Source organism: Lactobacillus sp. ESL0263 (assembly GCF_003692845.1).
GTDB classification, from domain to species: Bacteria; Bacillota; Bacilli; order Lactobacillales; family Lactobacillaceae; genus Lactobacillus; species Lactobacillus apis.
In genome coordinates, this window is record NZ_REHL01000002.1 from 53,574 (window position 1) to 78,916 (window position 25,343).

The window sequence follows — 25,343 nt, forward strand, 5'->3', positions numbered from 1 at the left end:
TTAACTTTTTAGTGAACAAAAACTTAGGGGAAATTGACTATACACTTATCGGTTAATTAATATTTTGTAATTTATTTGTAATTAATAAGTGGTTAATATTGAAATGTTTTTGTAATAAATGTAAAATAAAATTATGTAATTTATTATTTAATTTTAATTTGGGGAACAAAAAATGAAACATAAATTTTTGAAAAGCCTTCTATGTTCAGTAGCCGTTTTCTCTTCTTTTACAATATTGGGTCATTCAATTGAAGTAAAAGCAGCTAGTGTGGAGCAGTCAGCCGAAACTAATCAGGTCAAAGAACCAGATATAACTTATGTGCCTGCAGGACGTTTGGCAAAAGATGGTTATGTGTTTGTACTTTCACCAAAGGCCATTGTATATCCTGAATGCCCTAATTCTTCTAAGTATGATGTTCAACCATACAATAAGGATTGGGTTGAAAAAATGGCAGAAAAGAAGACTAAGTTCAAGATTACAGAATTTGGTTTGGGAAAGGTAGAAATTATGGGCCACCTTGTTGACCAAAGTGGGAAGCAGCAAGGCTGGATTAGCTTAGTTAATGGAAACTTCTATCACGTAGATGCTAAGAAAAAAGCTTTAAAGAAATTGATTAAGGCTGAAACAAAGGCTATGTATCAAAAATCTGACGTAAAAAAGGTTTCATTGAAACAGGCTGAAGCGGAGGCCAAGAAACTTCATGGTCATAACAGAAAAATTGCTCTGAAATCAATTAAGGAGTTAAAAGCCTGGCTTAATTACGATGGCGATTATCCGTACACTTATCTTCCCGCACTAACAATTGATAAATAGGCTAGAAGCTGAATCTATTAGTGCAATTTTTAAAGCACGTAACTTCAGTTCGGTTATTAATTTAAGACATAGTAAAAGCCCCTAGGTGGAATTTTCCAAGCTAGGGGCTTTTCTTTTTTACTATTTAATTATAGAAGTTGAATATGATGTTCTTCACACTCTTTGAGCATTTCGCTTGGCCAAACACTTGCCTGAACCTCACCAATATGGGCTTTACCAAGTAAGAGCATACATAAACGAGATTGACCAATTCCGCCACCAATGGTGTAAGGTAATTCACCTTTAAGTAGTTGACGATGGAAAGGCAATTTTTCGCGGTCAAGGCAGTCAGCTTTTTCCAGTTGTTCGTGGAGACTTTCAGGACTGACTCTGATGCCCATTGAAGAAACTTCAAGTTTTTGACCTAGAGGCTCATACCAGAAAATCAAATCACCGTTTAATGCCCAGTCATCGTAGTCAGGAGCACGGCCATCGTGTGGTTGACCACTGCGCTTTAACTTATCACCGATTTTCATAATGAAAACAGCTTTTTCTTTTTTCGCAATCTTGTCTTCGCGTTCCTCAGGACTTAAGTCTGGCCAAGCATCTTCAAGTTCTTGCGTAGTAACAAAGTGAACATCTTCTGGGAGTCGGTAGGTAGAAGCAGGATAGCGTTCGGCACATTCAGTTTCTACTTGCTTAATTGCTGAAAAGATTTTTCTAACCGTTTCTTTTAATGTGTCTTCGGTCCGTTCTTCTTTGGCGATGATCTTTTCCCAATCCCACTGGTCAACGTAAATTGAGTGGAAGTTGTCCAAATCTTCATCGCGACGGATAGCGTTCATGTTGGTAAAAAGACCTTCATGAATACCAAAACCGTATTTCTTTAACGCCATGCGCTTCCATTTGGCAAGTGAATGGACAATTTCAACTGTATCATCTTTAGGTAGATCTTTTGCATCAAAGGCAACGGGTCGTTCAACCCCGTTTAAGTTATCGTTCAATCCGGTATCTTTCTCAACAAAAAGCGGTGCCGACATTCTTTGTAAATGTAATTTTTGCCCTAAGACTTCTTGGAATCGTTCGCGGATGAAGACAATTGCGGCTTCTGTATCACGAATAGTTAGAGTTGGTTGGTATTTTTCTGGCAAAATTAAGGACATGGTGTTTACCTCCAAAAAATATTAAAGCAAAGAAAAAGCCCTTCGCCTTATTCTAATAGAACAAGGACGAAAGGCTTTTTTCCGCGGTACCACCTAGATTGTCCGAAATTCGGACCAACTCATGAAGCACAATCATGCTTCACCAGCGTGGTAACGTACTGGAGACGGCGCCACCTACTTTGTAATCATTTCAGTGTGCAGCTCAAAGTGTTTTTCGATAATTCAGGGTCTGCTAGTTTCGCACTATCACTAGTTCACTTAAAGAGATAAATTATTTACTCGTCTTTTTCATCGCATTTAATTTAATATTATTTAACAATTATTTTAATTAAAATGCAAGTAAAAATTAATTTTATTTCAAAAATTGTTTTAGCAAACCAAAAAGCCGTGTTCTGTTATAATGGGTAAGTATATTTACTGAGAGGAATTTTTATGGCAAGTTTTTATCTTATTATGGATGCCATACTGCTTGGTTATACTTGTTATAGCTGGTATTGGCAGGCCAACATTAACTTGAGAGGACATTACCGTTCCTCTTCAATCATCTGGGCGATAATTTTCATTTGGATTGGTTTTGCTTGGCAGCTGCTTGAAAAAGGCGATCCGGGAATAGCCATCTTTTTAGCCATCATTTTATTGATGAGCATCATTGATGGTTTCACTGGTTTTGCTTCTAAAAGAGTAGTAGTTTCCGGTTACTTTCGTCGCACGGTGCCATATTCAGAAATAGCTTTGGTAACTTTAATCAAAGTGCCCAACCCAAAGAAGAATGCTGTTATTTGCATAATTACAACCCAGAAAAATCGGCAATATTATTTACAGTTTTCTACTGGTGTAGCACAGATTGTTGAAACAATTAAAAGCTACGCACATAACAGTATTAGAATTGAAATTCAAGATATTCTATAAATGTGTTAAACGCAAGTTAAAACCCAATTCCTAATGTAAAGGAATTGGGTTTTTCTTTGTTTATAAAATAGGTGATAGCATTCTTGAAAAACTTTGCAAAGTCCGCAACCAGCGTCCTTGCTGTTCAATCATTTCTGGAGTAAGCAAAGTAGAGTCTTGCATATCCTGCTCGAATGATTTTGCTACTTCTTCAGTGAAATTCTTATCATAAAAAACAGCTACGTCTTCAAAGTTCAGGTCGTAGGAACGATAGTCCTGATTCATTGAGCCAACTGTTGAAAAATCATCATCTACAACAATCGTTTTGGCATGAATAAAGCCCTTGTCATAAATATAAATTTTAACGCCATAGCGTGAAAGCTCGTTTGCATACCACTGCGTTGCTCGATAAATGAAGGGATGATCTGGCTTGCATGGAATCATGATGCGCAAGTCAACTCCTGACATGGCAATTGTTTGCAAAGTAGCAAACATCGCGTCATCTGGAATTAAGTAAGGTGTTTGGAGCCACAGGCGTTTTTTCGCCTGGAACATTAGTTTAATGATCCCGTTACGCATATTGGCGTTATCACGATCGGGACCGTCAGAAATAATTTGGGTCGCTACATCACCAGGATGAATCTCATTTTCATCTAAATCAGGGAAGAGCAGTGTGTTAAAGGTGATCAATTGGGCTTCATCTTGAATTGAGGCATTCCAATCCATAACAAAACGCTCTTGCAAAAGTAATGATGCGGAACCAACAATACGAACTTGGCTATCACGCCAGTAGCCAAATTTCTTTTTGCGGCCAAGGTATTGGTCACCAACATTAAAGCCACCGGTCCATGAAGTCTTTCCGTCGACAATCACAATTTTACGGTGCAAATGATAGTTAATTCGATACCGTGTAATCATGTTTCTAGAAGTGATAAATGGAAGAACCTCACCACCGGCTTTATTTAATTGATCGAACCAAGCCTTAGTGGCACCGAGAGAGCCCCATGCATCGTAAAGTAACTTTACTTTAACGCCTTCTTTGGCTTTTTTAATCAATAAATCAAGCATTTTATTGCCGATCTCATCATTGTAAAAAGTGTAGAACTCAACGTTGATCGTTTGTTGAGCATTTTCAATATCATTTATCATGTCATGAAACATTTGCTCGCCGTCAGTGTATAGCTTGACGTGATTGTTTTTACTTAATGGTGATTCACTGTTGCGGTCGAAAAAGTGCACAACCATCTTGGCTTTGTTAGAGGTGTCAGAAGCACTGATTTTTTTCGGTGCTTTGGTAATAGATTTCTGCACATTACGCAAACCAATATGGTGTTGTTTGTTGATAGCAAAAATATTTTCCTGTGAAATTCCGCGGCCAAAGAAGCCGTAAAGTGTAATTCCAATCACAGGAAATACTAGTAAAATAATCAGCCAAGCCCATGTGGTAGAAACTGAGCGTCGTCGATGAAAGACAATGTAAAAAGCTAATATTGTATTAGTAATAATAATAATGTAAAAAATGTCGCGGAGCAGGGTCACGTGAATCCTCCAAAAAATTAATCTTTTAGTCCAATAAATTTATCTATGATGTTGATTACAAGTGGATTATCATGCATCCAGCTATGTTCGGCGTACTTTTTCCCACGAATTTCAACTTCATGGTAAGATTTAACGTTAGGAGCCAGAATATAACGGATGCTCTTGGCGGAAATCACAGAAATAAACTTATCGCTGTTAGTATTATCAAGTACATTACCATAAATATTCAAGACGGAAATATTAGAATTGAAATGTTTTCGCCGAAGCATGAGGTAGAGGTAATGTAAATTCATGACAGTGGGTCGTCCGTTGCTGTTAAGCTCATTTACGTTAGGTATATCACCCATGTAAGTAACACCATCAAAAGGCCCGGCAATAAAAGCGCATTTGGCTAAGTGCGGGAAATTCTTTTTCCGGTATTTACGCATTTCCGTTCTGACAATACAGGGGCAGGCTAATGAATGCGCAACTGCTGAGTAGTGCGTAAAATGATATCTTTTAGCTAAAAAGGGTAAAATAAACCGTAAGTAATAGTCAATCGCATATACACCAACGATTCGCTGCCGAAAGACAACTTGAACAATTGGGTTTTTGTCGCCCGTCCAAGTTCCTTCAAGTTTGAAGTTACCCCATAAATCCGCTGTTACCTTGAGAAAATGAGGGTCTCCTTTATCTGCTAAGGCTTGTTTAACCATCATTTGAGTGGTGTAATCGCCACCGCGGAAGCCATGAAAGTAGATAATCGGAACTTGTTCAAATGATCCACGTTTATTCTCAACCGTGACGTTATCTTCAATCTTTCTTTTATGTAGACGCAAAAAAATCCGCAAAGGAGCAATTGTTGCCAAAATAGCCAAAGAGATCATATTGAATTTACTTGGCTCTTCTGCTAGATTGAGTTTGCGGTTTTTCTCTGCTTCTTCCTTATATTTTTTAGTATTGAAGAACATACATGCCACCTTAAAAAATTAAACTATCTATATTCTAACATTGCTAATCGCATTTTAGTGACTGAGGTACATATGAAATTTTATGCAGTAAAAAAAGGCCGCCAACCAGGTGTTTATCGCACCTGGGAAGCGGCCAAAGAACAAGTTGATGGCTATCCTAATGCCGAATATAAATCTTTTACCAAGGTAACTGACGCTACCGAGTATTTGGATTGGGATCAACCAACTATTGATCAGGTCTTTCAAAAAGATGAAGACTCGCTTAAACAAGCAATTGCCAAAATTCAGCAGGCTAGCCATGATGTTAAGCAAAAACAACCGGTCGCTGAACGTAAGCCTAAACAATTTAAGAGTTCGGTAAATACACAGCAAGATACGGAAGCATTTTTTGCGACAATTTACACGGACGGCGGGACCCGCAATACTGGCAACTTTAAGGGTGGTCACGTTAAGAAAACGGACAAAGCGGCTTGGGCTTACTTAATTGAGTGGGATGAAGCGGGCAAAAAATGCTCAACTTATGATTCAAATGGAGAGTTTGGCGCAACCAATAATAAAATGGAATTAACTGCACTAATTGAAGCTTTGAAAAAACTAATTGAATTAGGCTTTAATCAGAAACCACTATTATTTGTCCTTGATTCACAGTATGTCTTAAATCCAATCACAAAAGGCTGGCTTAAGGGCTGGAAAAAACGTGGCTGGAAGAAGAGCACGCCAGGCGAAATTGCTAACTTGGGATGCTGGCAAGAACTAGATCAACTACTAGATCAGTTTACCGACGCTCAATTTGAATGGACAAAAGGCCATGCAAATAATCGCGGTAATGAATTTGTAGACCACACTCTTAATCAGTTCATGGATCAAATGTAACTAAAAGTTAATAACAATTGCTCCACTAAAGAGATGGCTGAAGAAGTTGGTCACATTATCCCACATTCTCTCAAGCCAATTGCGATTTTCTTGTGTGTTAATTTTGTCAAAAATATTTTTGGCGTTTTTCTTAATATTCGCGGATACTGCACCTGCTTGTTCTTTGAATTTGTTGTCTTTTAACGCACCAGAATTACGGATTTCAATTAGAACATTAATAATTTGTTGTTTCTGGTTGTTGTTAATTGTGTCACCCAAATGGTTAATGTTGATTTGATTGTTGACGATATCACGAATTTGGCTATCGCTAATGTTGTTACCAACTTTACCCATTTCTTGCTTTGCTCCTGCAACTGCATTGTTCAATTGGGCATCAGAATAGCCGTCTTTATCTTTGTTTTCTTTAGTAATTTTGCTTAATGTGCCCATCTCATCTTGAGCGGCATTAACCTGACTTTGATTAAGATTTTCACCTGTTTTGCTGTAGGCAGCGTAAACGCCAGCAAGTGCCCCTGAACCATCAATTGGCACAGCACTAGTAACATAGATGTTAGCATCTGCAATTCCGGCGGTAACAGCTGCATTCTTGTATTGATTGGCTGTAATCGTGGTGATGTTATTTCTTCCTTGATAGTCAAGAATCCTTACATTAATACCACTACCTTGCGCTGTTTTTTGAATCATCGCACTGGACCAAACACCAGAATTGGTTGTAAAGTTGGAACCCGAAGGATTGAGGTATTTAACTAAGTCTGCCCCAGTAATGTTGATAGTTTGGTAGCTTGCCCCGTTTAGTGGATCGCTAAGAGTACTTAAAGTACCGTTGCGCTGGCTATTTGTAAGGGATGAACCAAGACAAACAACAGGTAGGTCATCAGCCTTAACTGTTTGTTGCGGTCTGACTAACCCAATAGTACTAAATAACAGTGTCGTAATTGTAGCGACAAGTGAGATTGTTTTTTTCATAAAAATAATCAACTCCTTTTATCGCTATTAATTATACTAAATGCTGCTTATAAAAGTTTAAAATCGAGTTTAAAGGCGGGTAGTTTACGATATTTTTAATATTTAAGATGGTATAATATAACTCGATAAAGGAGGGGTGCGATGATTCAGCAACCTGAATTAACTGTCATCATGCCAGTTTACAATGTTGAAAAATATTTGGCTCGTGCGCTTGATCATTTAGCTAAGCAAGACGATCCAAACTTCAAATTGTTAATTGTTAATGATGGCTCAACTGATAGCACAAGAAAAATTGCGGAACAATATCGTGATCAATTCCGCTATTTCAACATAATTAATAAACCTAATGGCGGTCTTTCGGATGCGCGTAATGTTGGGATTGAAAATGTCGATACACCATATTTCACTTTTCATGATGGCGATGATTGGGTCGATTCGGGCTACACAGCCTTTTTCGTTCGCGCTTTTCATGATCATCCTGATGCAGCAATGGTATCTTGTGGTTTTTGGTTAGATTACGAAAATAAAGAAGGGTCAATTCCGGCCACTAAGAAAAATGTTCATGGTATGAAGAATAAATTGCGTACATACCAGTTAGTAGGCAATCCCTTAGGTTCACTGATGGACAATCATTGTTTAGCTACACCAGTTAAGGGCTATACGTGGAATAAGGGTTATAAATTATCTGTAGTTAAACATAATCATTTGCATTTTATGAGCGATTTGGCCTTTATGGAGGACCAGATTTTTACTGTTCAATATCTTGCGCTAACCGACGGTTTTTATTGCGATAGCACGCCGCTATACCATTATTGGCAACGCAAGGATAGCATGGTTCACAAATTTAACTTGAAAATGATTCCTGATAACTTTAAGGCAAATTACTTCATCATTAGAACAATGATTCGTAGCTTGTGGCAAGAGCATAAAAAAGGAAAAGGCACTAAGCATGAGCTAATTGAGGCAAGTGAAAGGGATCAGCGATGAAAGAACTAGTCAATGGTAATGAACTTTATTACAGCAAGCTTGGTAAAGGCGAGCCACTTCTTCTTTTGCACGGTCATCACCTTGATGGCGGGATGTTTGATCAAATTATTGCGCCACTTGGCCTTTACTATACCGTCTATGTCCTCGACATGCGCGGGCACGGTTTAAGTGAGGGTGAAATTGCCAAGCATTATCAAACTGAAGTTGATGATGTCGCTGCTTTTATCAAGCAAGTTGACATTAGGGGCTGCTATTGTTTTGGCTTTGACGCTGGTGGTTTGGTCGCAATGATGCTCGCAAGCCAGGATCAAACTATTTTTAAGAAGTTAATGGTAGCTGGTGTTTTCGTCAATGGTAACGGGATTAAACCGTATCATTATTTAACAGAAGGCGTGATGCGCTTTTTAAAACGCAATCGTGATAGTGAAGTTGAATTGACCGAAAGTTTTATGTCAGTAGATAGCTTAAAAGCAATTTCAATTCCAACATATTGCGTTGTGGGCGAAAAAGACTGGGTTAAAGTTGAGCATGTTCGCTGGTATAGTCAAATTATCCCCCAGGGACAATTAATGATTATGCCACGCCAAAAGCATGAAAGTTATGCAGTTAGAAGTTTTAAACTGCTTAATTTAATGGAAGATTTTTTTAAATAGTTATCAATATATAAGGGCCGAAGATTTTTTTCGGCTTTTTGTTTGATTTTTGTCCTTTTCTGGGCATTAGTAGTTTTTTTTAGTTATAATAGGTCTTGCAAAGTTAGTATTTTTAATAAAGAGGTAGCTATGAATAAAGAAGAAATTCTTCAGTTGATGCACCCAATGAAGTTAATTGGGTTAAGTGGAAATCCGGCTTTAAATGAAAAGATTGCCACAATTTTAAAGAAGCCGTTAATCGAAACTGCTGTTCAGCATTTTAGCGATGGCGAAATTCAAGTTAATATCGGCGAAAGTGTCAGAGGTTGTGACGTTTTTGTTATCCAGTCAATTCAAGATCCAGTAAATGAAAACTTCATGGAACTTGAGATTGTGTTAGATGCTCTTCATCGCGCTTCTGCACACCGAATTAACGTGGTTATCCCTTACCTAGCATATTCACGTTCAGATACCAAAACACGTTCACGTGAACCAATTACAGCTAAGTTAATTGCTAATTTACTGCAAATAACAGGTATGGATCACTTGATTGTCTTGGATCTTCACGCTTCGCAAATTCAAGGCTTCTACAATGTGCCAGTTGATCACTTACACGCTATGCCACTTTTAGCGCAATACTTCCTTGACAATGGTATTGCAACTAAAGAAGAGGATGACATCGTTGTTGTTTCACCAGATCACTCAGGCGCAAAATTGGCACGTAATTTTGGTCAATTCTTTGATGCCCCAATTGCAATCGTTGATCAACGTCGTGCACGCTATGACGCTGATGTTCATGACATGATTGGTGATGTTAAGGGTAAAAAGTGTATTATTGTTGACGACTTGATTGATACTGGTTCAAGAATTTCTTCATCAACTAAGTCTGTTTTGGCAGCTGGTGCTAATAAGGTCTATGTTGCTGCAACTCATGCACTTCTTTCACAAGACGCACTAGAAACACTTAATGAGTTACCAATTGAGCAGATTGTTGTCACTGACACAATTAAGCATAATCACTATCCTGACCGGATGGTTCGTATTTCAGTTGACTTGCTGCTAGCGCGAGGAATTAACTATGTTTATAATGATCGTTCTATGCACTTATTAAGCGAGAGCGACTTGAAGTAATTTAACATTTTATACACTTTTTACTGTACGCATAAACCTTTGCGTAGCAATAATTGTGCTATTTTGATGTCTTTTTGTTTATTTATTTCATAACACTGATATAATAAGAACAAAATGTGTAAGAACGGAGAAACCATAAAATGGCACGACGTAAAAACTTCAAGAGAAGACGAATTATTTTAAGTAATACCTTCAATTTGATTAGGGAAAATGGAATGGATAATGTATCCTTCCAGATGATTGCAGAAAAATCTGGGATTTCCAAGTCGCTTCTTCAGTCCTACTATCCGCATAAAGCAAAATTAACTGATGATGTGGTTCGCAATATCCTTAATACGTTGGATGAGCAGGTTAAAAAGTTCAATCCTACTAAGGAAGGTAACATTTGTGCTCGTACCAAAGCGTTTATTTACACAGTTGCGATGCTCGGTATTTATGACAAGGGACTAAAGCGAATAATTTCGGAAGTTTTCAGTAGCAATGAAACGCTTGATAACTGGAGTAGTATGCTCAATAGCTGGGTAAAAGAAAACCAGATTTTTGACGAAGATCATTTCAATCTTAATGAAGTAGAATATGGTATTGCTTTTGTTGTAACTGGCGTTGGACGCCTCTATCATGATAGCAGTCGATTTAATCTTTCTGCAGAACAGTTGGCTGATTATGCTACTAGTTCATTGATGTATAGCTTTTTACATTGTAATCAAGAGCAAGTAGATAAAGCACTTGAAGCAGGTCATAAGATAATTAAGTCAATTGACATTAAGGCAATTCACAATGCAATTGATACAATGTTTGATGAAGATAAGGAGATCGTCTGTTAGAAAGGACATATATGACAAGCAGTGCGCAAACAGATTTGCGTAGAGTCACTCAGGAAGAAAAGCACCAATATCAAAAGGCTTTATCATTTATTATTTTATTAATTGTAACCTTGGTAATGGTCTCAGTGACTTTTCTCAATCCTTTTTTTATGAAAGGACAAATAAGGTCTGATAGCAATCAAGTTGTGGTTGTCAGACAAGTCAATAAGCACTTTAATACACTTGCAAAGGAAATTGGGGCGCGGCAAACTGATGACGCTAATTTATTAACAACTAAGCAGACACAACCAATTGCCGACCACATTATTGATTACACTTTAAAGCCTTGGTTTAAAGTAAACAAGCTAACTTTGGCTAATGATATTTTGCATGATATCAATTTAAATATTGACCAGGGCGCATCAAGCGATGCGCAACTAGTACAAGAAAAATTGAAAAAGCAAGGTAGTAATGCCCCATATGAAGTAATGGATGCATTCAGTTTGAACACCGTCACTGTTGGTGGAAATGTTGCATTTGGTCTTTTATTGTTAAATATTGTTTTAATGATAATGGCCGTAATTAGTCTGCGCTCATTATTCAATGAAATAAGAGCAGTTTTTACTAAAAAGATGCTGATACATGTTACGACTGCATCAATTATGTGGGCAGGCTTTTGGCTAATACTGGTTGCAGGAATATTTGCCCTTATTCCAGTTATAATTAATGTTGAAGGTGTTGCAGTTTTAGGCTATTTACTTGAAATTGGCAGCAGTATTTTCCTTGATTTTGTGATTGTTGGCGTGCTTTTGTACGTTTTCAGTGCAATTCCTTGGAAGATTACTTCTCCTAATAATTAAGGCTTCAGCTATTTATACGTGATTGAAAAATGACCAAAGGAGTCAAACATGAAAATCTATTTTGCAAACGCACTGTTTTCTCAGGCAGAACTTAATTACAATGCACAACTCGCAGCTAAAATTAGACAATTAGATCAAACGATTGATTTATACTTACCTCAAGAAAACGACTCAATCAATGACAAGCAGGCTTACGCTGATTCCAAGATGATTGCCCAAGCCGACACAGAAAAATTGCTTGCCAGCGATTTGATGGTGGCAGTTCTTGACGGGTTAAGCATTGATAATGGCGTAGCCAGCGAAATTGGTGTTGCTTATGCAAAAGAAATTCCAATTATCGGTCTTTATACGGACACACGTCAACAGGGTAGTAGTAACCAGAAAAAGCTACAGGCATTGGGTCAAATTGCCGAGAATCAGTTCCATTATGTTAACTTGTATACAACAGGGTTAATTAAACTTAATGGTACAATTGTTAACAACGAAGCTGATTTACTTGAAGCAGTTAAAAAATATCTCTAATAAAAAAGCACGATTCCATCATTATTAAGGGGAAGCGTGCTTTTATTGTTTTAACTGAAATAATTTAAAACGGTAGCTGACGATACCGCTAACATCGACGCGGTATTCGTGTCCGGAAATTAAAGGTGTATCACCCGGTAAATAGCTAATAACTGATTGAAAGTTACCATAGCCGGCATCACTAAAGTTTTCAACTTTTTCAGCTTGATAACTGATGCCAGTGTCTTCATCAGTTATTGTAATTTGCGGAGTTCCTTCAATTACTTGATCAGAAAAATAAAGTGACCAAGCAATGTTTTTCCCTTTCAAAAGTTCGATGGGAAAAACACCTGCTTCTGGATAAGCGACTTGCGCCTGGCTGGCCAGACGAAAAGCATCAGTCGAATTGATGACTTTTTGAACTGAATAACGATAACCATTTTTGCCATAAGCTGCACCAAGTCCAATGGTAGTTAGCCTGGTTGACAGTAGCCAGGCGCGATGTCCCGTATCTGTTCCTGAGAGGTTGTATGAATCAGTGAGTAAATCCGTTACGACGTCTCCAGCAGACTGGTTGCATGTATTAAAGTTCAGGTTTGCTGCGTTAGAGGTCGAACGTGCAATTTGCCAAGTTCCGCGATTGACGATTTTCGGTTTTTTTTCGTAAGGTAAATTATGCTGATTAATTAAAGGGTTGGCATTAAGTAGTGCTAACACTGCTGCTGTTTTTTGAGCACTAATGTTGTCTTGATGATTGTCACTAACTGGTTCTAAGCTGAAAAGCTGACGATAATAGTTAATATAAGCCAGTTGCTGCTCAAGATAAGCAGGGGCTAGTATGCCTTCTTTAAATTTGCGATTAAATTGCGGTTTAACTGCATAAAGATTAGTAGTATTAAAGGTGGTCTGGTCTAGCGCATTATAGTCTTGCCGAAGCTGCTGAATTTTGGCTGTTTCAGCTGGTGTCAACTCAGCAGCACTAACCACACTAGTGTTAAAAGGAAGAACACAAAGTAAGCTAGTTAATATTAAAATGATTTTACGTGACACTTTACTTTATTCCTCCTAATCCTCAATTTATTATAAGTCAAAAATTTGCAAACCAGTGCTAAAATTTGCAAAATACTAAAATAAAGGTGCTAATTTCAATATGTTTTAAGTGTAGGAGAAAGATAATGCCGCTTAATCAGAGAATTCCTAAAGCCCATAATATTCAGATTGAATTAATTAGTGATTTAGATGATTGGGACGGGGTAACTGGTCCAGTCGATCGTGACTTGCGTCAAGTAGTGGTCCAAAAGACTTATGTAGGGCAAAACCATGCGTATGCCTTGCAGCAAGTCGGTGGCGCATCTTTTGTTTACCGCGGTCGCAAAGAGCGCAATGTTTCTTTTAAAAAAAGCTGGCCAATTTTGCGAATAGCCCAAAAAGTAGCAGGTCATACGCAGACTTTTGAAAATGCTGGGCGAAAGAAACAATGGTTTGTTGGGGTCAAGCCCAATGACATGAATCAGCAGCAAGGCTGGTCTAGTTGGTCTTCCCAAATTGCTCGTCTAAAGTTACCACGATTTAGACCGTTAACTAATCTTAGGAGAGTGCCATGCCTAACCAACTTAAATCATGCCGGCAATAAGTTTGGAATTAGCTGTGCCAGTAATCAGTTTGCAAGGGTGGAACTGGCTGTTTCGACTGATCAACAAGATGCACTAATTGCGTACGGTGACAATGATCATAATGGCTATTTTGCGCTCTATCAGTTAAATGAGCTTAATGCTGCTCTTGATCAGGCAAAAGCACCTAATAAAGCCGTTGATATTACTCAGCTTAACTGTCTGGATGCATTTATGATTCCTAATTTGTCTGGGAGCAGGGGTCAAGTTGGCTCGTTGCAGGGCTTTGCGCTCAACCACTATTTTGATCAAAGTGGCAAAGAACAAAATGACTTGTATATATCTAGCCAGCCAGCTAGCGACAAGGTAGGACATGATCGAAAAATTGTGAAAATTCCGTGGCGTGAGCCTAATCCGCTTAATTGGGAACTGGTTGACTTAACTGAGCAGCCTGCATTAGAAATTCCCGGCTATTACACCGAACTTGAGGGATTACAGTTAATTAGCAATAATGAAGTTTATTTAACAGTTGCATACCATCAGCAATTTTTGGCGAAAAATCCCACTAAAATCAACAAACTTTATCGTGTTACGTGGAAAAGCAATAATTAAGTAAGATTACGGCTGGACTTAAAAAGCGAGTTAGTAACTAGCAAAATAAGTAAATTCACCTTTCTTGTTTCATAATAAAAGTTCCTTAAGCCGCAGTAAATGGGGGCTTTTTTACATTAAAGAGAACAAATAAGGAAATTTTTTCAAAAAATCGTTTAATTTACACTTTTTTACAAGTTTATTGCCGTATAATTAAAAAGTTAGAAACATTAGTTAAGAGGTAGAATAAATGACTAGAAAAACACAGGTTGGTCTGATCTTTGGTGGCAATTCCTCCGAATATGAAGTATCAATTATGTCGGGCCACAATATTTATAATGCAATTGATAAGGACAAATTTGATGTTTGTCCAATTTGGATTACCAATGACGGTTATTTGGCAAGTAAGGAAGACTCATTTAAAGTTCTTGAGGATCCCAAGTATACTGTAGAAAATCCACATAAAGTCGCGAACATTTCCAATCTGATTGAGCTGGCTGATTTACCTGAAATCGATGTTTTCTTTCCAATTGTTCACGGCAATTTAGGTGAAGATGGTTGTTTGCAGGGACTTTTCCGTATTCTAGACAAGCCATTTGTTGGTGACGATGTTTTGGCATCTGCAGTTACAATGGATAAAGAGTTTACGAAAATCTTGGCTCAACGCGTTGGCGTACCAGTTGCTGACTGGATTTCAATTAAGCGGTTTGAATACGAAGATGTGAATAATGATAAGCGTAATTATGCAAAAGTTAGCGAAAAATTAGGTAGCGACTTGTTTGTGAAGCCATCTAATCAAGGCTCTTCTGTTGGGGTTCATCATGTAACTAATGAACAAGAATTCAATGACGCACTGGAAGATGCCTTTAGATATGATGACAAAGTCTTAATTGAAGAAACAATTCATGGAACTGAAGTTGAAACTGCTGTGCTAGGTAATGATAAGCCAATCGTTTCTGGTGTTGGTCAAATTATCAACGCTGAAGGTACTTTTTATAGTTATGAAAATAAGTACGATGATGACTCAACAACTATGTTGCAGATTCCGGCAGATTTACCAGCAGATATTACCGAAAAAGTTCGTTCAAATGCCTTGAAGGTATATCAAGCTACAGAATGTAGTGGTTTGTCACGTGTTGACTCAACATTGCGTGAAAGTGATCATCAACTAATTTTAACTGAAATCAATGCGCTACCTGGTTTCACTAACATTAGTATGTACCCTAAGTTATTTGAAGAAGCAGGTATCCCATACTCTGAATTAATCACACGTCTAATTGAGTACGCTCAAGAACGCTACGAGCACAAAAAGACACTACTACATAAACATGATTAAATTAGATTGTGCTGGGAGTATTAATCAATGACAAAAGATAAGCATGATTTTGAAGAGTTAACTGCACCTGCTGCTACTGCTAAGGAATTAAAAATAAGTGTCCCGACTTTGCGGAAGTATTCATTGATTGTTGAAAAAGTGACAGGTAAGCCGGACTATTATGCACGGACAAAGCAAAAAGCCCGTTTATATAGTAAAAAGGATTTACAAGACCTCAAGGACTTTCATAAATTAGCTCAAGATAATGGACTGACACTGCAAGAGGCAGCCCAACAGATTTTTGCTGTTAGTGATAAAAAAGATAAAACTAAGAAGGCTGCTCAAACAAAAGCTGAGCAGGAAAAACAAGAAGTGATGTCGCCTTCGCAAATGGCAAAATTGTTAACGGCTTTACAGCAGACAATTGTGCAACAAAATTCGGCACTTGATAAATTGCAGAAGCAGTTGAATCGAATTGAAAAGCAAAACAAAGACTTACTAGCTAAGCAAAAAGAATTAGGTCAAAAAGAGTCTAGTGAAAGTGCATTTGCTGGGCTACCTGATATTTCAGGTATTATTACGGATGATGAAACGGACTTACTTGATCAAGCCGATCCTGATATCGATAAACCGTTAACGGCTGCGGAGAAGCGTGCCCAAGTTGTCGATGATGGCCAAAAATCAAGTGAAGAAGTTCATGAAGAAATATTAGCTAAAGCCAAGGAAAATGCCGAAAAAAGTGCCAATAATAGTGGCTTGCGGACTTTGACTGATATGCAGGTCGAATCCAAAAAGGCACACTGGTGGCAAAAATTTTTGGATATCTAAATAATTAAAAACGACTTTTTAAAGCCGTTTTTTTATTAATATTAAGTTTTAACTTATTAAGCTAAATTAAGATTCCAAATTGCCATTTTTGCGGTAGAGTAGAACCATTATAGATTTAAGGATGGTCAAATTGAAAAGAATTAAGCGACGCTATCTTGTTGCCATGGTTGTTGCAATCATTGGTTTGATTTTAACGGCTTGTACATACTTTGCCACAGACATCTATACTAAGCATGATGTTGCCGTTATCAGCGATAAGCAAATTAAAGATACGCTGGTCGAAAAAAGTACAGATGTGTATGACAACAAGGATGAAACAAGAAAGCAAGTTTTACATTTAAAAATTTTATCAGGTAAATACAAGGGGCAAACTTTCCGCACGGTAAACTATTACTACCCTTCGCAGTTGATTACGCAAAAATATCGGGCGGGTCAACGGATTTTTGTTAATATCAAGCACCACGATCCTGCTATTCAAGGGCCTAAAAGGGATTGGATACTTGCACTTGCACTAACGATTATGATGACATTGATGGTGGCCGTTTCTGGCAAAAAAGCACTGGGCTTGCTGTGTTCAATGGCGTTAAGTTGGGTGTTATTTTACTTGCTGATTATGACCGATATTAAATTAAACGGTTCGTATATCGTGCTACTGTTTGGCTTAGCAGACATTGTCTTTTCCTTTTTCAGTTTGGTTCTTGTTCAAGGCTTGAATAAAAAAATGCTGGCGACCTGGTTAGCTACAATCCTCGGCACGGTTGTTTCTTTTGCATTATGCTATTTGATTATGCGTTTGACCGGAGAATCGGAAATCAAATATGAAACTGGCGATTATGCTACACAAGATCCACGGGGGATTTTCCTGGCGCAAACACTGCTGGGAATTCTCGGTGCGGTTATGGATGAGGCAACCGACATCGTTTCTAGCCTGTATGAACTGGTCCAAACTAAAAAGGACCTGACGGCGAAGCAATTAGTCAAAAGTGGTCGCACTATGGGACAGGAAATAATGGGCCCCTTAATCAATGTCCTAGTGCTGATTTTCATGTCAGAAGAATTACCACTGACAATCATTTATTTGCGTGACAATAATACGCTCAGCTCAACCTTTGGCTTTACATTATCACTTGGCGTAACGCAAAGCGTAATTTCGGCCATTGGAATTGTGTTGACCGTTGTCTTTGCGACAGGTTGTAGTCTTCTCTTTTTGGAAGAGAAAAAGAGAAAGGAGTGGAAGCAAATTTGAGTACGTTAATGGCACTAATTATTGTTTTAGCAATTCTGATGACCATCGTTGGCGGTGAAACTGGAATTAGAAGCTTTTTCAGTGTACTGATTAACACACTGCTATTAATTTTGCTGGCAATTTTAATCTCATGGGGCATTAATATTCCAATTTTGATTTTGATTTTTATTCCACTAAAATTAGTAACAATTATTTTCCTAGGGACACATGACTATCAGGTGGCCAAAAATTCGTTTACCTGTTCGTTTATTGTCTGCATTGTCTGCTTAGTCGTCAGTGTGCTGATTTTAGGCTGTGAATGGCTTGCTCAAGCTGCGGGCCTTGGGCCAGAAGCGGGTGAAATTTTGGTTGGCTTATCGCAAATGCCAGGCTTAAGCTACCCATTAATTGCTGTCGCTGTTGCGATTTTTTCGACCTTGGGTGCGGTTGCCGAAGCAGCAGTTGCAATGAGCTCTGGCTTATTGGAGATTAAAAAACACAATCCGGAAATTTCACATGAAGACTTGATGGCGAGTGGGTCTAAAATAGGTAATGATGTATTAGGAACATCAATGAACACGATTTTATTTGGAATGTTTGGTAGCTTTTTATCCCTATTTTTATGGTATATTAGGCTAAATTACACTTTAGGTGAAATTCTCAACGAAAAGATGTTTGTTAATGAAATTTTGATTGTCATGTACTCGCTGATTGCCGTACTGCTAACGGTACCCCTATCAACGGCTTTCTTGGCAAAGAATATGGTGAAGCATGAGGTAAAAGAATGAAAGTAACAGATTTAACATTAACTAACTTTAACAACAGGGCATTTAACGTGCACACATACACTTTGGATTCGATTGGAGATTTAGTAACCGCTAAACATCCGCTCGCAATTGTTATTCCTGGTGGTAGTTTTGATCATTTATCCTTGCGTGAAGGTGAGCCGGTTGCATTAGCTTTTAATAATTGCGGCTTTAATAGCGTAGTGATGGAATATAATCTGGTTCAAGATGAGGGCGATATATACCCTGATGCAGGACTTGATGTTTTAAGCACGGTTAAATACTTCCGTGATCACGCTGCTGAATATGAGATTGATCCGGAAAGAATTGTTACAGTTGGCTTTTCGGCCGGTGGACACGTTGCTAGCTTGGCTAATAGCATGGCCAATTCACCGGAATACCAAAAAGAATTTAATTTTACCAGTAAAGCGGTATTGCCAAATAAGACTATTCTAGGCTACCCACTAATTAACCTAGCTAAAATTGGCTTTGATATTCCAGAAGATGAATTGGACAAGGTGCCTGCTGATGATTTCGTTAAAAATAGTGCATTAGGTGTAACCGATAAAACACCAGCAACCTTTATTTTTCATGCGTGGGATGATCCAATTGTGCTCGTCAACAATACTTTGGAATACCTTGAAGCTTTACGTGAACATAATGTGCCGTGTGAAGCTCATATATTCAATCGTGGTGGTCACGGCTTTTCACTTGCTCGAACTGATATGGTAGTTAAGGGAAGAGAATGGCAAGATAATCCACATGCTGGTCACTGGTTCGAACTAGCACAAGAATGGTTAAAGAGTGAATGGTAAAAAAAGAAGCGATTAGCTTCTTTTTTTATTGACTTGGAAAGTTAAATTGATAAACAAGAATAGACTTGAAAAAGTGCCTAAATAATGGACTATTTTAGCTGAAGAGTATTGCATTTATTTGCTGAGGGTATATAATGGCACATATTTGAATCAAAAGAAAGGACATGATTTTTTGAAGTTAACGAAAATAAAAGTTTTAACAGCAATTAATGGCGTACTAACTTTGAGCAGTCTAATCATGTTATTCTTTGGATTGTGCAATCAAGTTAATGAGTCAGACGCCTTTTTAAAAGATGAGCAAACAATTGCTTTGAACAGTAATAATGGTTTGTTTATCTTGGCTGCAATTATTGCGCTGATGGTTTTTGGCTTTGCCTTCTTTGCCAACTGGCTTAAGGCAGAACCAGCTAAGGCTCATTTATTACGACACAGAGCTTAAAAAGCAAAAAAGCTGTTCTCAATTGATGAGAGACAGCTTTTTATTTTCTATTTTTTAAGGGAGAAGAATATTGCAGACAGTTGAAAACAGCGTATACGATCCATTTTTACCCACCTTATTACTATCAATGCATGAAGAATATGTAAACGAAATTTTAATCGGTCAAAAGGTGATTGAGTACCGTAAACGTTTCTTTAAGGACAGCTTCCAGGCCTTTGTGTACACAACTGGTAAAAATGGTGGCATTGAATTGTTTATTAAATGTCCTTCATTAATTCAAAATGATGCGGCTACCTTGGCTAAAATTGGCCAGTTGATTCAACACGACCAGTATGAAGAAATATATGATTATTTTATGCCGAAAAATGATGGCTGCATTATTCCGATTCTCAATTATTGCGCAGTGAAAAAGGTCACTCTGGAGCAGTTACGTAGTGTCATGCCTGAAATCACTATACCGCAAAGCTACCTGTTTCTTGATCGCCCTGATAAGCAGAAATTGCTAGCGTATTTGCTAAAGCAGGAATGTGGCACACAAAAAGAAAACCAGTGGGAAAAGTATTTTGCCGAGATCGAGCAAATGCTCAACAAATAAATAGTAAATAAAAAAGCCTAACAAATTGTTAGACTTTTTTATTTTTGGGAAACGAATTTTAATACCAGTGATGAGCTAACCAGAAGTTCTTGGCGTTAACCCATGAACCGTAACGACCATATACGTAGTTATCAGCAACACGTTCTTGATTCTTTGGTGATAAATTACCTTTTAAGTAGTTGATATTTAATTGATATTTACCGTAACAAACACCATTTCTAGCATAGTAGTTACCACCAGATTCACGCATCGCAATCCAGTTTTTTGCAGCACGTTCAGCACCTGATAGCTTTTTGGCAGCTTGAACCGTTTGAACACCAGAGTGATCAGTAGTTACTTGTGCAATTGTAGTAAAGCCAAACGATAAGGCTAACGCGGCGACTAACTTTAAAATGATACTTTTACTTTTTTTCAATTTCTTCATTCCCTATTCAAACTTGATTTATTGATACTGATAATACTACACAAGCAATATTTCATTGTTGTTACAAAACAAACACGCAAACCTTACAAACGAGTTTTAATGTTATTTCCTAATAGTTTTGGTAAAATTTGTTATATTGCTATATTAGGAGGCAGACAATGACAGTAAAACATTTTTATGAAACTTTCCATCCCGAGCATTATGATCTCTATATTGAGGTAAACCGGGAACAGAAGACAATTAAAGGTACTACTACAATTACTGGTGAGGCCATTGAGGATTCAATCATGGTCAATCAAAAATACCTGACGATTGCTTCAGTGACTAGCGAAGGCCAAGAGGTTCCTTTTACAGTCGATGATGAAAAAGAAGCAATTAAAATAGATTTGGGTAAGACCGGTAAGACAGAAGTTGAAATTAAGTATTCTGCTCCATTAACTGATACCATGATGGGTATTTATCCGTCATATTACACAGTAGATGGGGTTAAGAAGCAGATAATTGGTACACAATTTGAAACAACCTCTGCTCGTCAAGCTTTTCCATGTGTTGATGAACCAGAAGCTAAGGCTACTTTTTCTTTAGCACTGAAATATGATGAACATGAAGGCGAAACAACTATTGCTAACATGCCTGAAATTAAGGTTGAAGACGGTGTACACTACTTTGAAAAAACCGTTAGAATGTCTAGCTATCTAATTGCTTTTGCATTTGGTGAATTACAATCTAAAATGACTGAAACCAAAGATGGTGTAAAAGTTGGTGTCTTTGCAACAAAGGCACACCAAGCAAAAGAATTAGACTTTGCTTTAGACATTGCTAAGCGAGCAATTGAATTTTATGAAGAATTCTATCAAACTAAGTATCCATTACCACATTCTTGGCAACTTGCATTGCCAGACTTTTCAGCTGGTGCGATGGAAAACTGGGGTCTAATTACTTACCGTGAGGCAGCAATTTTACTTGATCCAGATAATGCAACTGCTGACCAAAAAGCATATGTTGCAACTGTAATTGCTCACGAACTGGCTCACCAATGGTTTGGTGACTTGGTTACAATGAAGTGGTGGGATGACCTGTGGCTTAATGAAAGTTTTGCCAACATGATGGAATACGTCTCAGTTGATGCACTTGAACCTGAATGGCACGTTTGGGATAACACATACCAGGTTTCTGAAGTGCCAGCCGCTTTAAACCGTGATGCAACTGATGGTGTTCAATCGGTTCACGTTGAAGTAGAACATCCAGCTGATATTGATTCGATTTTTGACAGTGCAATTGTTTACGCTAAGGGCTCAAGAATGCTTGTAATGGTAAGAGCATTGCTTGGCGATGATGCCTTACGTAAAGGCCTCAAATATTATTTCGACCAACACAAGTTTGGCAATGCAACTGGTGACGATCTTTGGGATGCCTTATCAACTGCAACTGATTTGGACATTGGCAAAATTATGCATACTTGGTTGGATCAACCTGGTTACCCTGTAGTTAGTGCTAAAGTTGACGCAAATGGTCATTTGATCTTAGCACAGAAGCAGTTCTTTGCTGGTGAAGGTAAGGAAGTTGGCCGCAAGTGGGCAATTCCGCTAAATGCAAACTTTGACGCGCCTCAGATTATGTCTGATAGAGAACTCGATCTAGGTGATTATAGTGACTTACGTGCAAAAGCAGGCCATGCACTACGCCTTAATGTTGGTAATAGCTCACACTTCATCGTTAACTACGATGAAACGCTGATGGCTGATATTATTGCTGAAGTTGACGATTTAAAGCCTGTTGATCAATTACAATTATTGCAAGATTTGGGTCTTTTAGCTCAAGGCAACCAGATTTCATATGCAGAAATCGTACCATTGTTACCAAAATTCGCTGACTCTGATTCTAACATCGTAATTGGTGCTTTATTCAGTGCTGTAGCTAGTTTACGTAAGTTTGTCACACCAGATTCTGATGAAGAAAAGAACTTAAAGCAATTTACTGATCAACTTTCAAGTAAACAAGTAGAACGTCTTGGCTGGGAAGCTAAAGAAACAGATACTGCTGATGAGCTACAAATTCGTCCAACTGAATTATCAGCTGCTTTATATGCTGGCAACCCAGCTGTGATAAAAGCAGGTCACCAAATCTTTGTCCAAAACGAGGCAGACTTAATTAAGATTGAAGCTTCGGTTCGACCATATGTTTTGATTAATGAAGCTAAAAACTATCACAGTTCAGAGCTTATTGAACGCCTAGTTAAAGAATATCAAACCGCAGTTGATCCATACTTTAAGCAAGACCTTATGGCAGCCATAACTTCAACTCAGGACAAGGAAGACCTTAAGCAAATTGTTGATAACTTTGAAAACAATGACATTATCAAACCACAAGACTTGCGCTCATGGTACTTCTCAGTTCTTTCTAACAAGCAAGGTGAGCAATTAGCTTGGGATTGGATTCGTGCTGAATGGGCTTGGCTTGAAAAGACTATCGGTGGTGATATGGAATTTACCAGTTTCATAACTGTTACGGCAAAAGCATTCCATACTCCAGCTCGTTTAGAGGAATTCACTACTTTCTTTGAACCAAAAATTGATCAACCTGGTTTAGGCCGAGAGATTCAAATGGATACTAAGGTTATTGCTACTAAGGCTGACTTAGTAACTAAAGAACAGACAGTTGTTAACCAGAAGATTAAGGAAGCTATTACTAAATAGTTTCATTCAGAAATATTGGCGATCGCGTCATGATTTTTAGATAAAAGAAAAGCAATGCTAAATAAAGTGGCCCCCAAATTTGTCCTAAATTTGGGGGCCACTTTTTTTACTGCCTTTTTTAATGAATTAATGAAATTAGCCATAATATTGATCATGGTCTAAAGCAGTTTCGTCAAAATTAACTATTACAAATTCATAGTTTGAAAAACACTCCATCCAATTGTTAAAATAGTCGTTCTCTTCTTTTAACGACTTACTGCTTTCTTCCCCTTCTATTATAAAAGGCTTTGAACATATATTAAAATTTGCATGTATTGCACCCAGCAAATTCAATAAAAGCAAGAAATCTTTTGCTGAATCCACACTTACATGAAAAGATTTAAACGAATTATTATTTTCGCCGAGATATCTTTTGGCTCTATTATACTCATCAACAGATTTTGCCTTATAATTTTCAACGCTATTTACATTCTCTTCAATAATAGCTGTCGGAGCTTGTTTTTCAAAAAAATCTAGTATCTCTCTTAATTTTAAAAATTGTTCATCATTCATTTTTATCATTCCTGTTTAAAGGTCGATGCTTGGAAATATTATATCTCCTAAGAAGCTATCAACTTTACCGCTTAAAGTGGCATAGCCATGTCATCCACGAGGACAGTTTGGTATAACTCTAATCATAAACAATCACTGGTTCATGTTTAGTTACGTTACGCCAAACTTTTTTCGCTTCAGCTGGTTTAATGTTAACGCAACCGTGTGAACCACCACGGAGGTAGGCGGTTTTAGTCCAATCACCACGCCAGCTTGCGTCGTGCAGGCCACAACCACTTAAGGTAAATGGCATCCAATATTTAACTGGTGATGCATATTTTGAACCATCATTGTTACGTCCACGAAGAACAGATGGGGATTCTTTATAGTGAATGTACCAAACGCCAGTAGGAGTTCTGTTGCCCTTACCGCCATTTTCGGTTCCTGTAACCACATCGTTTAGATAAACAACCAATTTTCCCTTTTTGACGATCCAAAGCGCCTGCTTTTTCAAGGAAACAACAATATAGTCGTCACCAATGCCATGATTATTTTGACCATAGCCGAGACCGTAGGTACTGTAACCTAGACCGTAAAGATAGTCTTTACCATCTAATTTGGTTTTACCAGTTAAGAATGCTTGTTCAATTGCTGCTTGTGCTTTTTTAACGTTAACACCCCAGCCATAACTTTCATTTTTAACGGTAATTTCCTTGCCATTCAATTTTTTCTTGACCGGAACAGTAAATTTATAACTCTTGTGCAAGGTTGTGACTTCCTGGTCAATCTGGTTAAGTTTGGCAGTTAAGTTTTCGGAGTTAATGAAGTTAAACTTGCCTTGTTTGAAAGTAACTTCGTTAAGCAAGTCGCGGGCCTGCAATTTGTATGACTTGCCAGCGATTTGATAATTCAATTTTGCTTGACTAACATTTTTAAGCGCATCATTAGCTGCTGCAAGATCTGTGTATTTGTAGTCAAAATTTCGTTTATCAGGCATTGTCGTGTGCTGTTTATCGAAATATTTTTTAACTTCTTCGCGCTGGATGGTTTTAAGCTTGGGATCGCGTTCAATTGAAACCTTACCTTTTTCCAACACAACCATATTGTTAGCTTTTGCATTAACTTTATTCGTTGCTTTATCAACAGTTAGATTTCCTACTTTTACACCATAAATGGTTACATTAGGGTTAAAATGAGTAATAGCAAATTCTTTGGCGGCCTTTTGCGATTCAACGTGCCGGTTATATAAAATAACACCAAAGACAACTGCTAAAATCATGAAGATGCCAACCATAATTAAATAAAAGTTGTTGCGATTGTTGTGTTTCTTTAAGTCTTTTCTAGATTGCATAATTTTACCCACTATAAATAACTTTTTATAAAATAATTGCGGTTTCAGTTTA

26 protein-coding genes and 1 other annotated feature are annotated in these 25,343 nt (G+C 37.8%); of the genes, 18 read left to right on the top strand and 8 right to left on the bottom strand.

Going from position 1 to position 25,343, the window contains the following annotated elements; translation table 11 throughout:
* Positions 1–172 precede the first annotated feature (172 nt).
* Positions 173–814 (top strand): hypothetical protein, encoded by a 642-nt coding sequence (locus F5ESL0263_RS00705; RefSeq protein ID WP_122034084.1) that lies wholly within the window; start codon positions 173–175, stop codon positions 812–814.
* 128 nt (positions 815–942) lie between these two features.
* Here F5ESL0263_RS00705 and asnA read toward each other — a convergent pair whose 3' ends face one another.
* Positions 943–1,956, bottom strand: a complete 1,014-nt coding sequence (gene asnA, locus F5ESL0263_RS00710; protein WP_122034085.1) for an aspartate--ammonia ligase — start codon at positions 1,954–1,956, stop codon at positions 943–945.
* Between the two features lie 59 nt (positions 1,957–2,015).
* Positions 2,016–2,257, bottom strand: a binding site (T-box leader).
* A 131-nt stretch (positions 2,258–2,388) separates the two neighbouring features.
* Here asnA and F5ESL0263_RS00715 point away from each other — a divergent pair.
* Positions 2,389–2,865: a hypothetical protein gene (locus tag F5ESL0263_RS00715; RefSeq protein ID WP_046305882.1), complete on the top strand. Its 477-nt coding sequence runs from the start codon at positions 2,389–2,391 to the stop codon at positions 2,863–2,865.
* Positions 2,866–2,925: 60 nt separating this feature from the next.
* Here the strand turns inward: F5ESL0263_RS00715 and cls are convergent, their stop codons facing one another.
* Positions 2,926–4,383 (bottom strand): cardiolipin synthase, encoded by a 1,458-nt coding sequence (cls, locus tag F5ESL0263_RS00720; protein ID WP_122034087.1) that lies wholly within the window; start codon positions 4,381–4,383, stop codon positions 2,926–2,928.
* Positions 4,384–4,400: 17 nt separating this feature from the next.
* On the bottom strand, positions 4,401–5,333 hold the full coding sequence (locus F5ESL0263_RS00725; RefSeq protein ID WP_122034089.1) for an alpha/beta hydrolase: 933 nt from the start codon (positions 5,331–5,333) through the stop codon (positions 4,401–4,403).
* Positions 5,334–5,405: 72 nt separating this feature from the next.
* On the opposite strand from F5ESL0263_RS00725, the gene F5ESL0263_RS00730 reads away from it, so the two are divergent.
* A complete protein-coding gene (locus F5ESL0263_RS00730) occupies positions 5,406–6,206 on the top strand; it encodes a ribonuclease H family protein (RefSeq protein ID WP_122034091.1) in 801 nt (266 codons plus the stop codon).
* On the opposite strand, the gene F5ESL0263_RS00735 is transcribed toward F5ESL0263_RS00730, so the two are convergent.
* Entirely contained in the window at positions 6,207–7,172 is a 966-nt protein-coding gene (locus F5ESL0263_RS00735) for a DUF1002 domain-containing protein (RefSeq protein WP_122034092.1), read from the bottom strand.
* Positions 7,173–7,313: 141 nt separating this feature from the next.
* Here F5ESL0263_RS00735 and F5ESL0263_RS00740 point away from each other — a divergent pair, with 141 nt between their 5' ends.
* The 6 genes from F5ESL0263_RS00740 (at position 7,314) to F5ESL0263_RS00765 (ending at position 12,107) form a co-directional block, all read left to right on the top strand.
* Positions 7,314–8,159, top strand: a complete 846-nt coding sequence (locus F5ESL0263_RS00740) for a glycosyltransferase family 2 protein (RefSeq protein ID WP_122034094.1) — start codon at positions 7,314–7,316, stop codon at positions 8,157–8,159.
* Positions 8,156–8,812: an alpha/beta fold hydrolase gene (locus F5ESL0263_RS00745; protein WP_046305893.1), complete on the top strand. Its 657-nt coding sequence runs from the start codon at positions 8,156–8,158 to the stop codon at positions 8,810–8,812. Before F5ESL0263_RS00740 ends, F5ESL0263_RS00745 begins: the two co-directional genes overlap by 4 nt.
* A gap of 129 nt (positions 8,813–8,941) precedes the next feature.
* Entirely contained in the window at positions 8,942–9,922 is a 981-nt protein-coding gene (locus F5ESL0263_RS00750) for a ribose-phosphate pyrophosphokinase (protein ID WP_122034096.1), read from the top strand.
* 140 nt (positions 9,923–10,062) lie between these two features.
* Positions 10,063–10,746, top strand: coding sequence for a TetR/AcrR family transcriptional regulator (locus F5ESL0263_RS00755; protein ID WP_122034098.1), 684 nt, complete (start codon positions 10,063–10,065; stop codon positions 10,744–10,746).
* An 11-nt stretch (positions 10,747–10,757) separates the two neighbouring features.
* Positions 10,758–11,585, top strand: a complete 828-nt coding sequence (locus F5ESL0263_RS00760; protein ID WP_122034099.1) for a hypothetical protein — start codon at positions 10,758–10,760, stop codon at positions 11,583–11,585.
* Between the two features lie 48 nt (positions 11,586–11,633).
* Entirely contained in the window at positions 11,634–12,107 is a 474-nt protein-coding gene (locus tag F5ESL0263_RS00765; RefSeq protein WP_122034101.1) for a nucleoside 2-deoxyribosyltransferase, read from the top strand.
* Between the two features lie 42 nt (positions 12,108–12,149).
* Here the strand turns inward: F5ESL0263_RS00765 and F5ESL0263_RS00770 are convergent, their stop codons facing one another.
* Positions 12,150–13,136, bottom strand: a complete 987-nt coding sequence (locus F5ESL0263_RS00770) for a CAP domain-containing protein (RefSeq protein ID WP_122034103.1) — start codon at positions 13,134–13,136, stop codon at positions 12,150–12,152.
* Between the two features lie 125 nt (positions 13,137–13,261).
* On the opposite strand from F5ESL0263_RS00770, the gene F5ESL0263_RS00775 reads away from it, so the two are divergent.
* The 8 genes from F5ESL0263_RS00775 to F5ESL0263_RS00810 all read left to right on the top strand — a co-directional run bounded on the left by F5ESL0263_RS00775 (position 13,262) and on the right by F5ESL0263_RS00810 (position 20,289).
* Entirely contained in the window at positions 13,262–14,308 is a 1,047-nt protein-coding gene (locus F5ESL0263_RS00775) for a helveticin J family class III bacteriocin (protein ID WP_122034105.1), read from the top strand.
* A 229-nt stretch (positions 14,309–14,537) separates the two neighbouring features.
* On the top strand, positions 14,538–15,623 hold the full coding sequence (locus tag F5ESL0263_RS00780) for a D-alanine--D-alanine ligase family protein (RefSeq protein WP_122034107.1): 1,086 nt from the start codon (positions 14,538–14,540) through the stop codon (positions 15,621–15,623).
* A gap of 27 nt (positions 15,624–15,650) precedes the next feature.
* Entirely contained in the window at positions 15,651–16,430 is a 780-nt protein-coding gene (locus tag F5ESL0263_RS00785) for a transcriptional regulator (RefSeq protein WP_122034109.1), read from the top strand.
* A 163-nt stretch (positions 16,431–16,593) separates the two neighbouring features.
* Entirely contained in the window at positions 16,594–17,676 is a 1,083-nt protein-coding gene (locus F5ESL0263_RS00790; RefSeq protein ID WP_370448830.1) for a YibE/F family protein, read from the top strand.
* On the top strand, positions 17,673–18,443 hold the full coding sequence (locus F5ESL0263_RS00795; protein ID WP_122034303.1) for a YibE/F family protein: 771 nt from the start codon (positions 17,673–17,675) through the stop codon (positions 18,441–18,443). The genes F5ESL0263_RS00790 and F5ESL0263_RS00795 overlap by 4 nt, the downstream gene beginning before the upstream one ends.
* Positions 18,440–19,255 (top strand): alpha/beta hydrolase, encoded by an 816-nt coding sequence (locus tag F5ESL0263_RS00800; protein WP_122034113.1) that lies wholly within the window; start codon positions 18,440–18,442, stop codon positions 19,253–19,255. The genes F5ESL0263_RS00795 and F5ESL0263_RS00800 overlap by 4 nt, the downstream gene beginning before the upstream one ends.
* Before the next feature lie 172 nt (positions 19,256–19,427).
* Positions 19,428–19,694 carry a hypothetical protein gene (locus F5ESL0263_RS00805; protein ID WP_147441547.1) on the top strand — a complete coding sequence of 89 codons (267 nt, stop codon included), beginning with the start codon at positions 19,428–19,430 and terminating at the stop codon, positions 19,692–19,694.
* Positions 19,695–19,764: 70 nt separating this feature from the next.
* Entirely contained in the window at positions 19,765–20,289 is a 525-nt protein-coding gene (locus F5ESL0263_RS00810) for a hypothetical protein (RefSeq protein ID WP_122034116.1), read from the top strand.
* 58 nt (positions 20,290–20,347) lie between these two features.
* Here F5ESL0263_RS00810 and F5ESL0263_RS00815 read toward each other — a convergent pair whose 3' ends face one another.
* Positions 20,348–20,713, bottom strand: coding sequence for an aggregation promoting factor surface protein (locus F5ESL0263_RS00815; RefSeq protein ID WP_046305909.1), 366 nt, complete (start codon positions 20,711–20,713; stop codon positions 20,348–20,350).
* 158 nt (positions 20,714–20,871) lie between these two features.
* Between F5ESL0263_RS00815 and F5ESL0263_RS00820 the strand changes: the two genes are divergently transcribed.
* Entirely contained in the window at positions 20,872–23,409 is a 2,538-nt protein-coding gene (locus F5ESL0263_RS00820; RefSeq protein ID WP_122034118.1) for a M1 family metallopeptidase, read from the top strand.
* A 135-nt stretch (positions 23,410–23,544) separates the two neighbouring features.
* On the opposite strand, the gene F5ESL0263_RS00825 is transcribed toward F5ESL0263_RS00820, so the two are convergent.
* Together F5ESL0263_RS00825 and F5ESL0263_RS00830 are read right to left on the bottom strand one after the other, a co-directional pair.
* Positions 23,545–23,961 carry a hypothetical protein gene (locus F5ESL0263_RS00825; protein WP_147441548.1) on the bottom strand — a complete coding sequence of 139 codons (417 nt, stop codon included), beginning with the start codon at positions 23,959–23,961 and terminating at the stop codon, positions 23,545–23,547.
* Positions 23,962–24,079: 118 nt separating this feature from the next.
* A complete protein-coding gene (locus F5ESL0263_RS00830) occupies positions 24,080–25,291 on the bottom strand; it encodes a L,D-transpeptidase family protein (RefSeq protein ID WP_122034122.1) in 1,212 nt (403 codons plus the stop codon).
* Positions 25,292–25,343 lie beyond the last annotated feature (52 nt).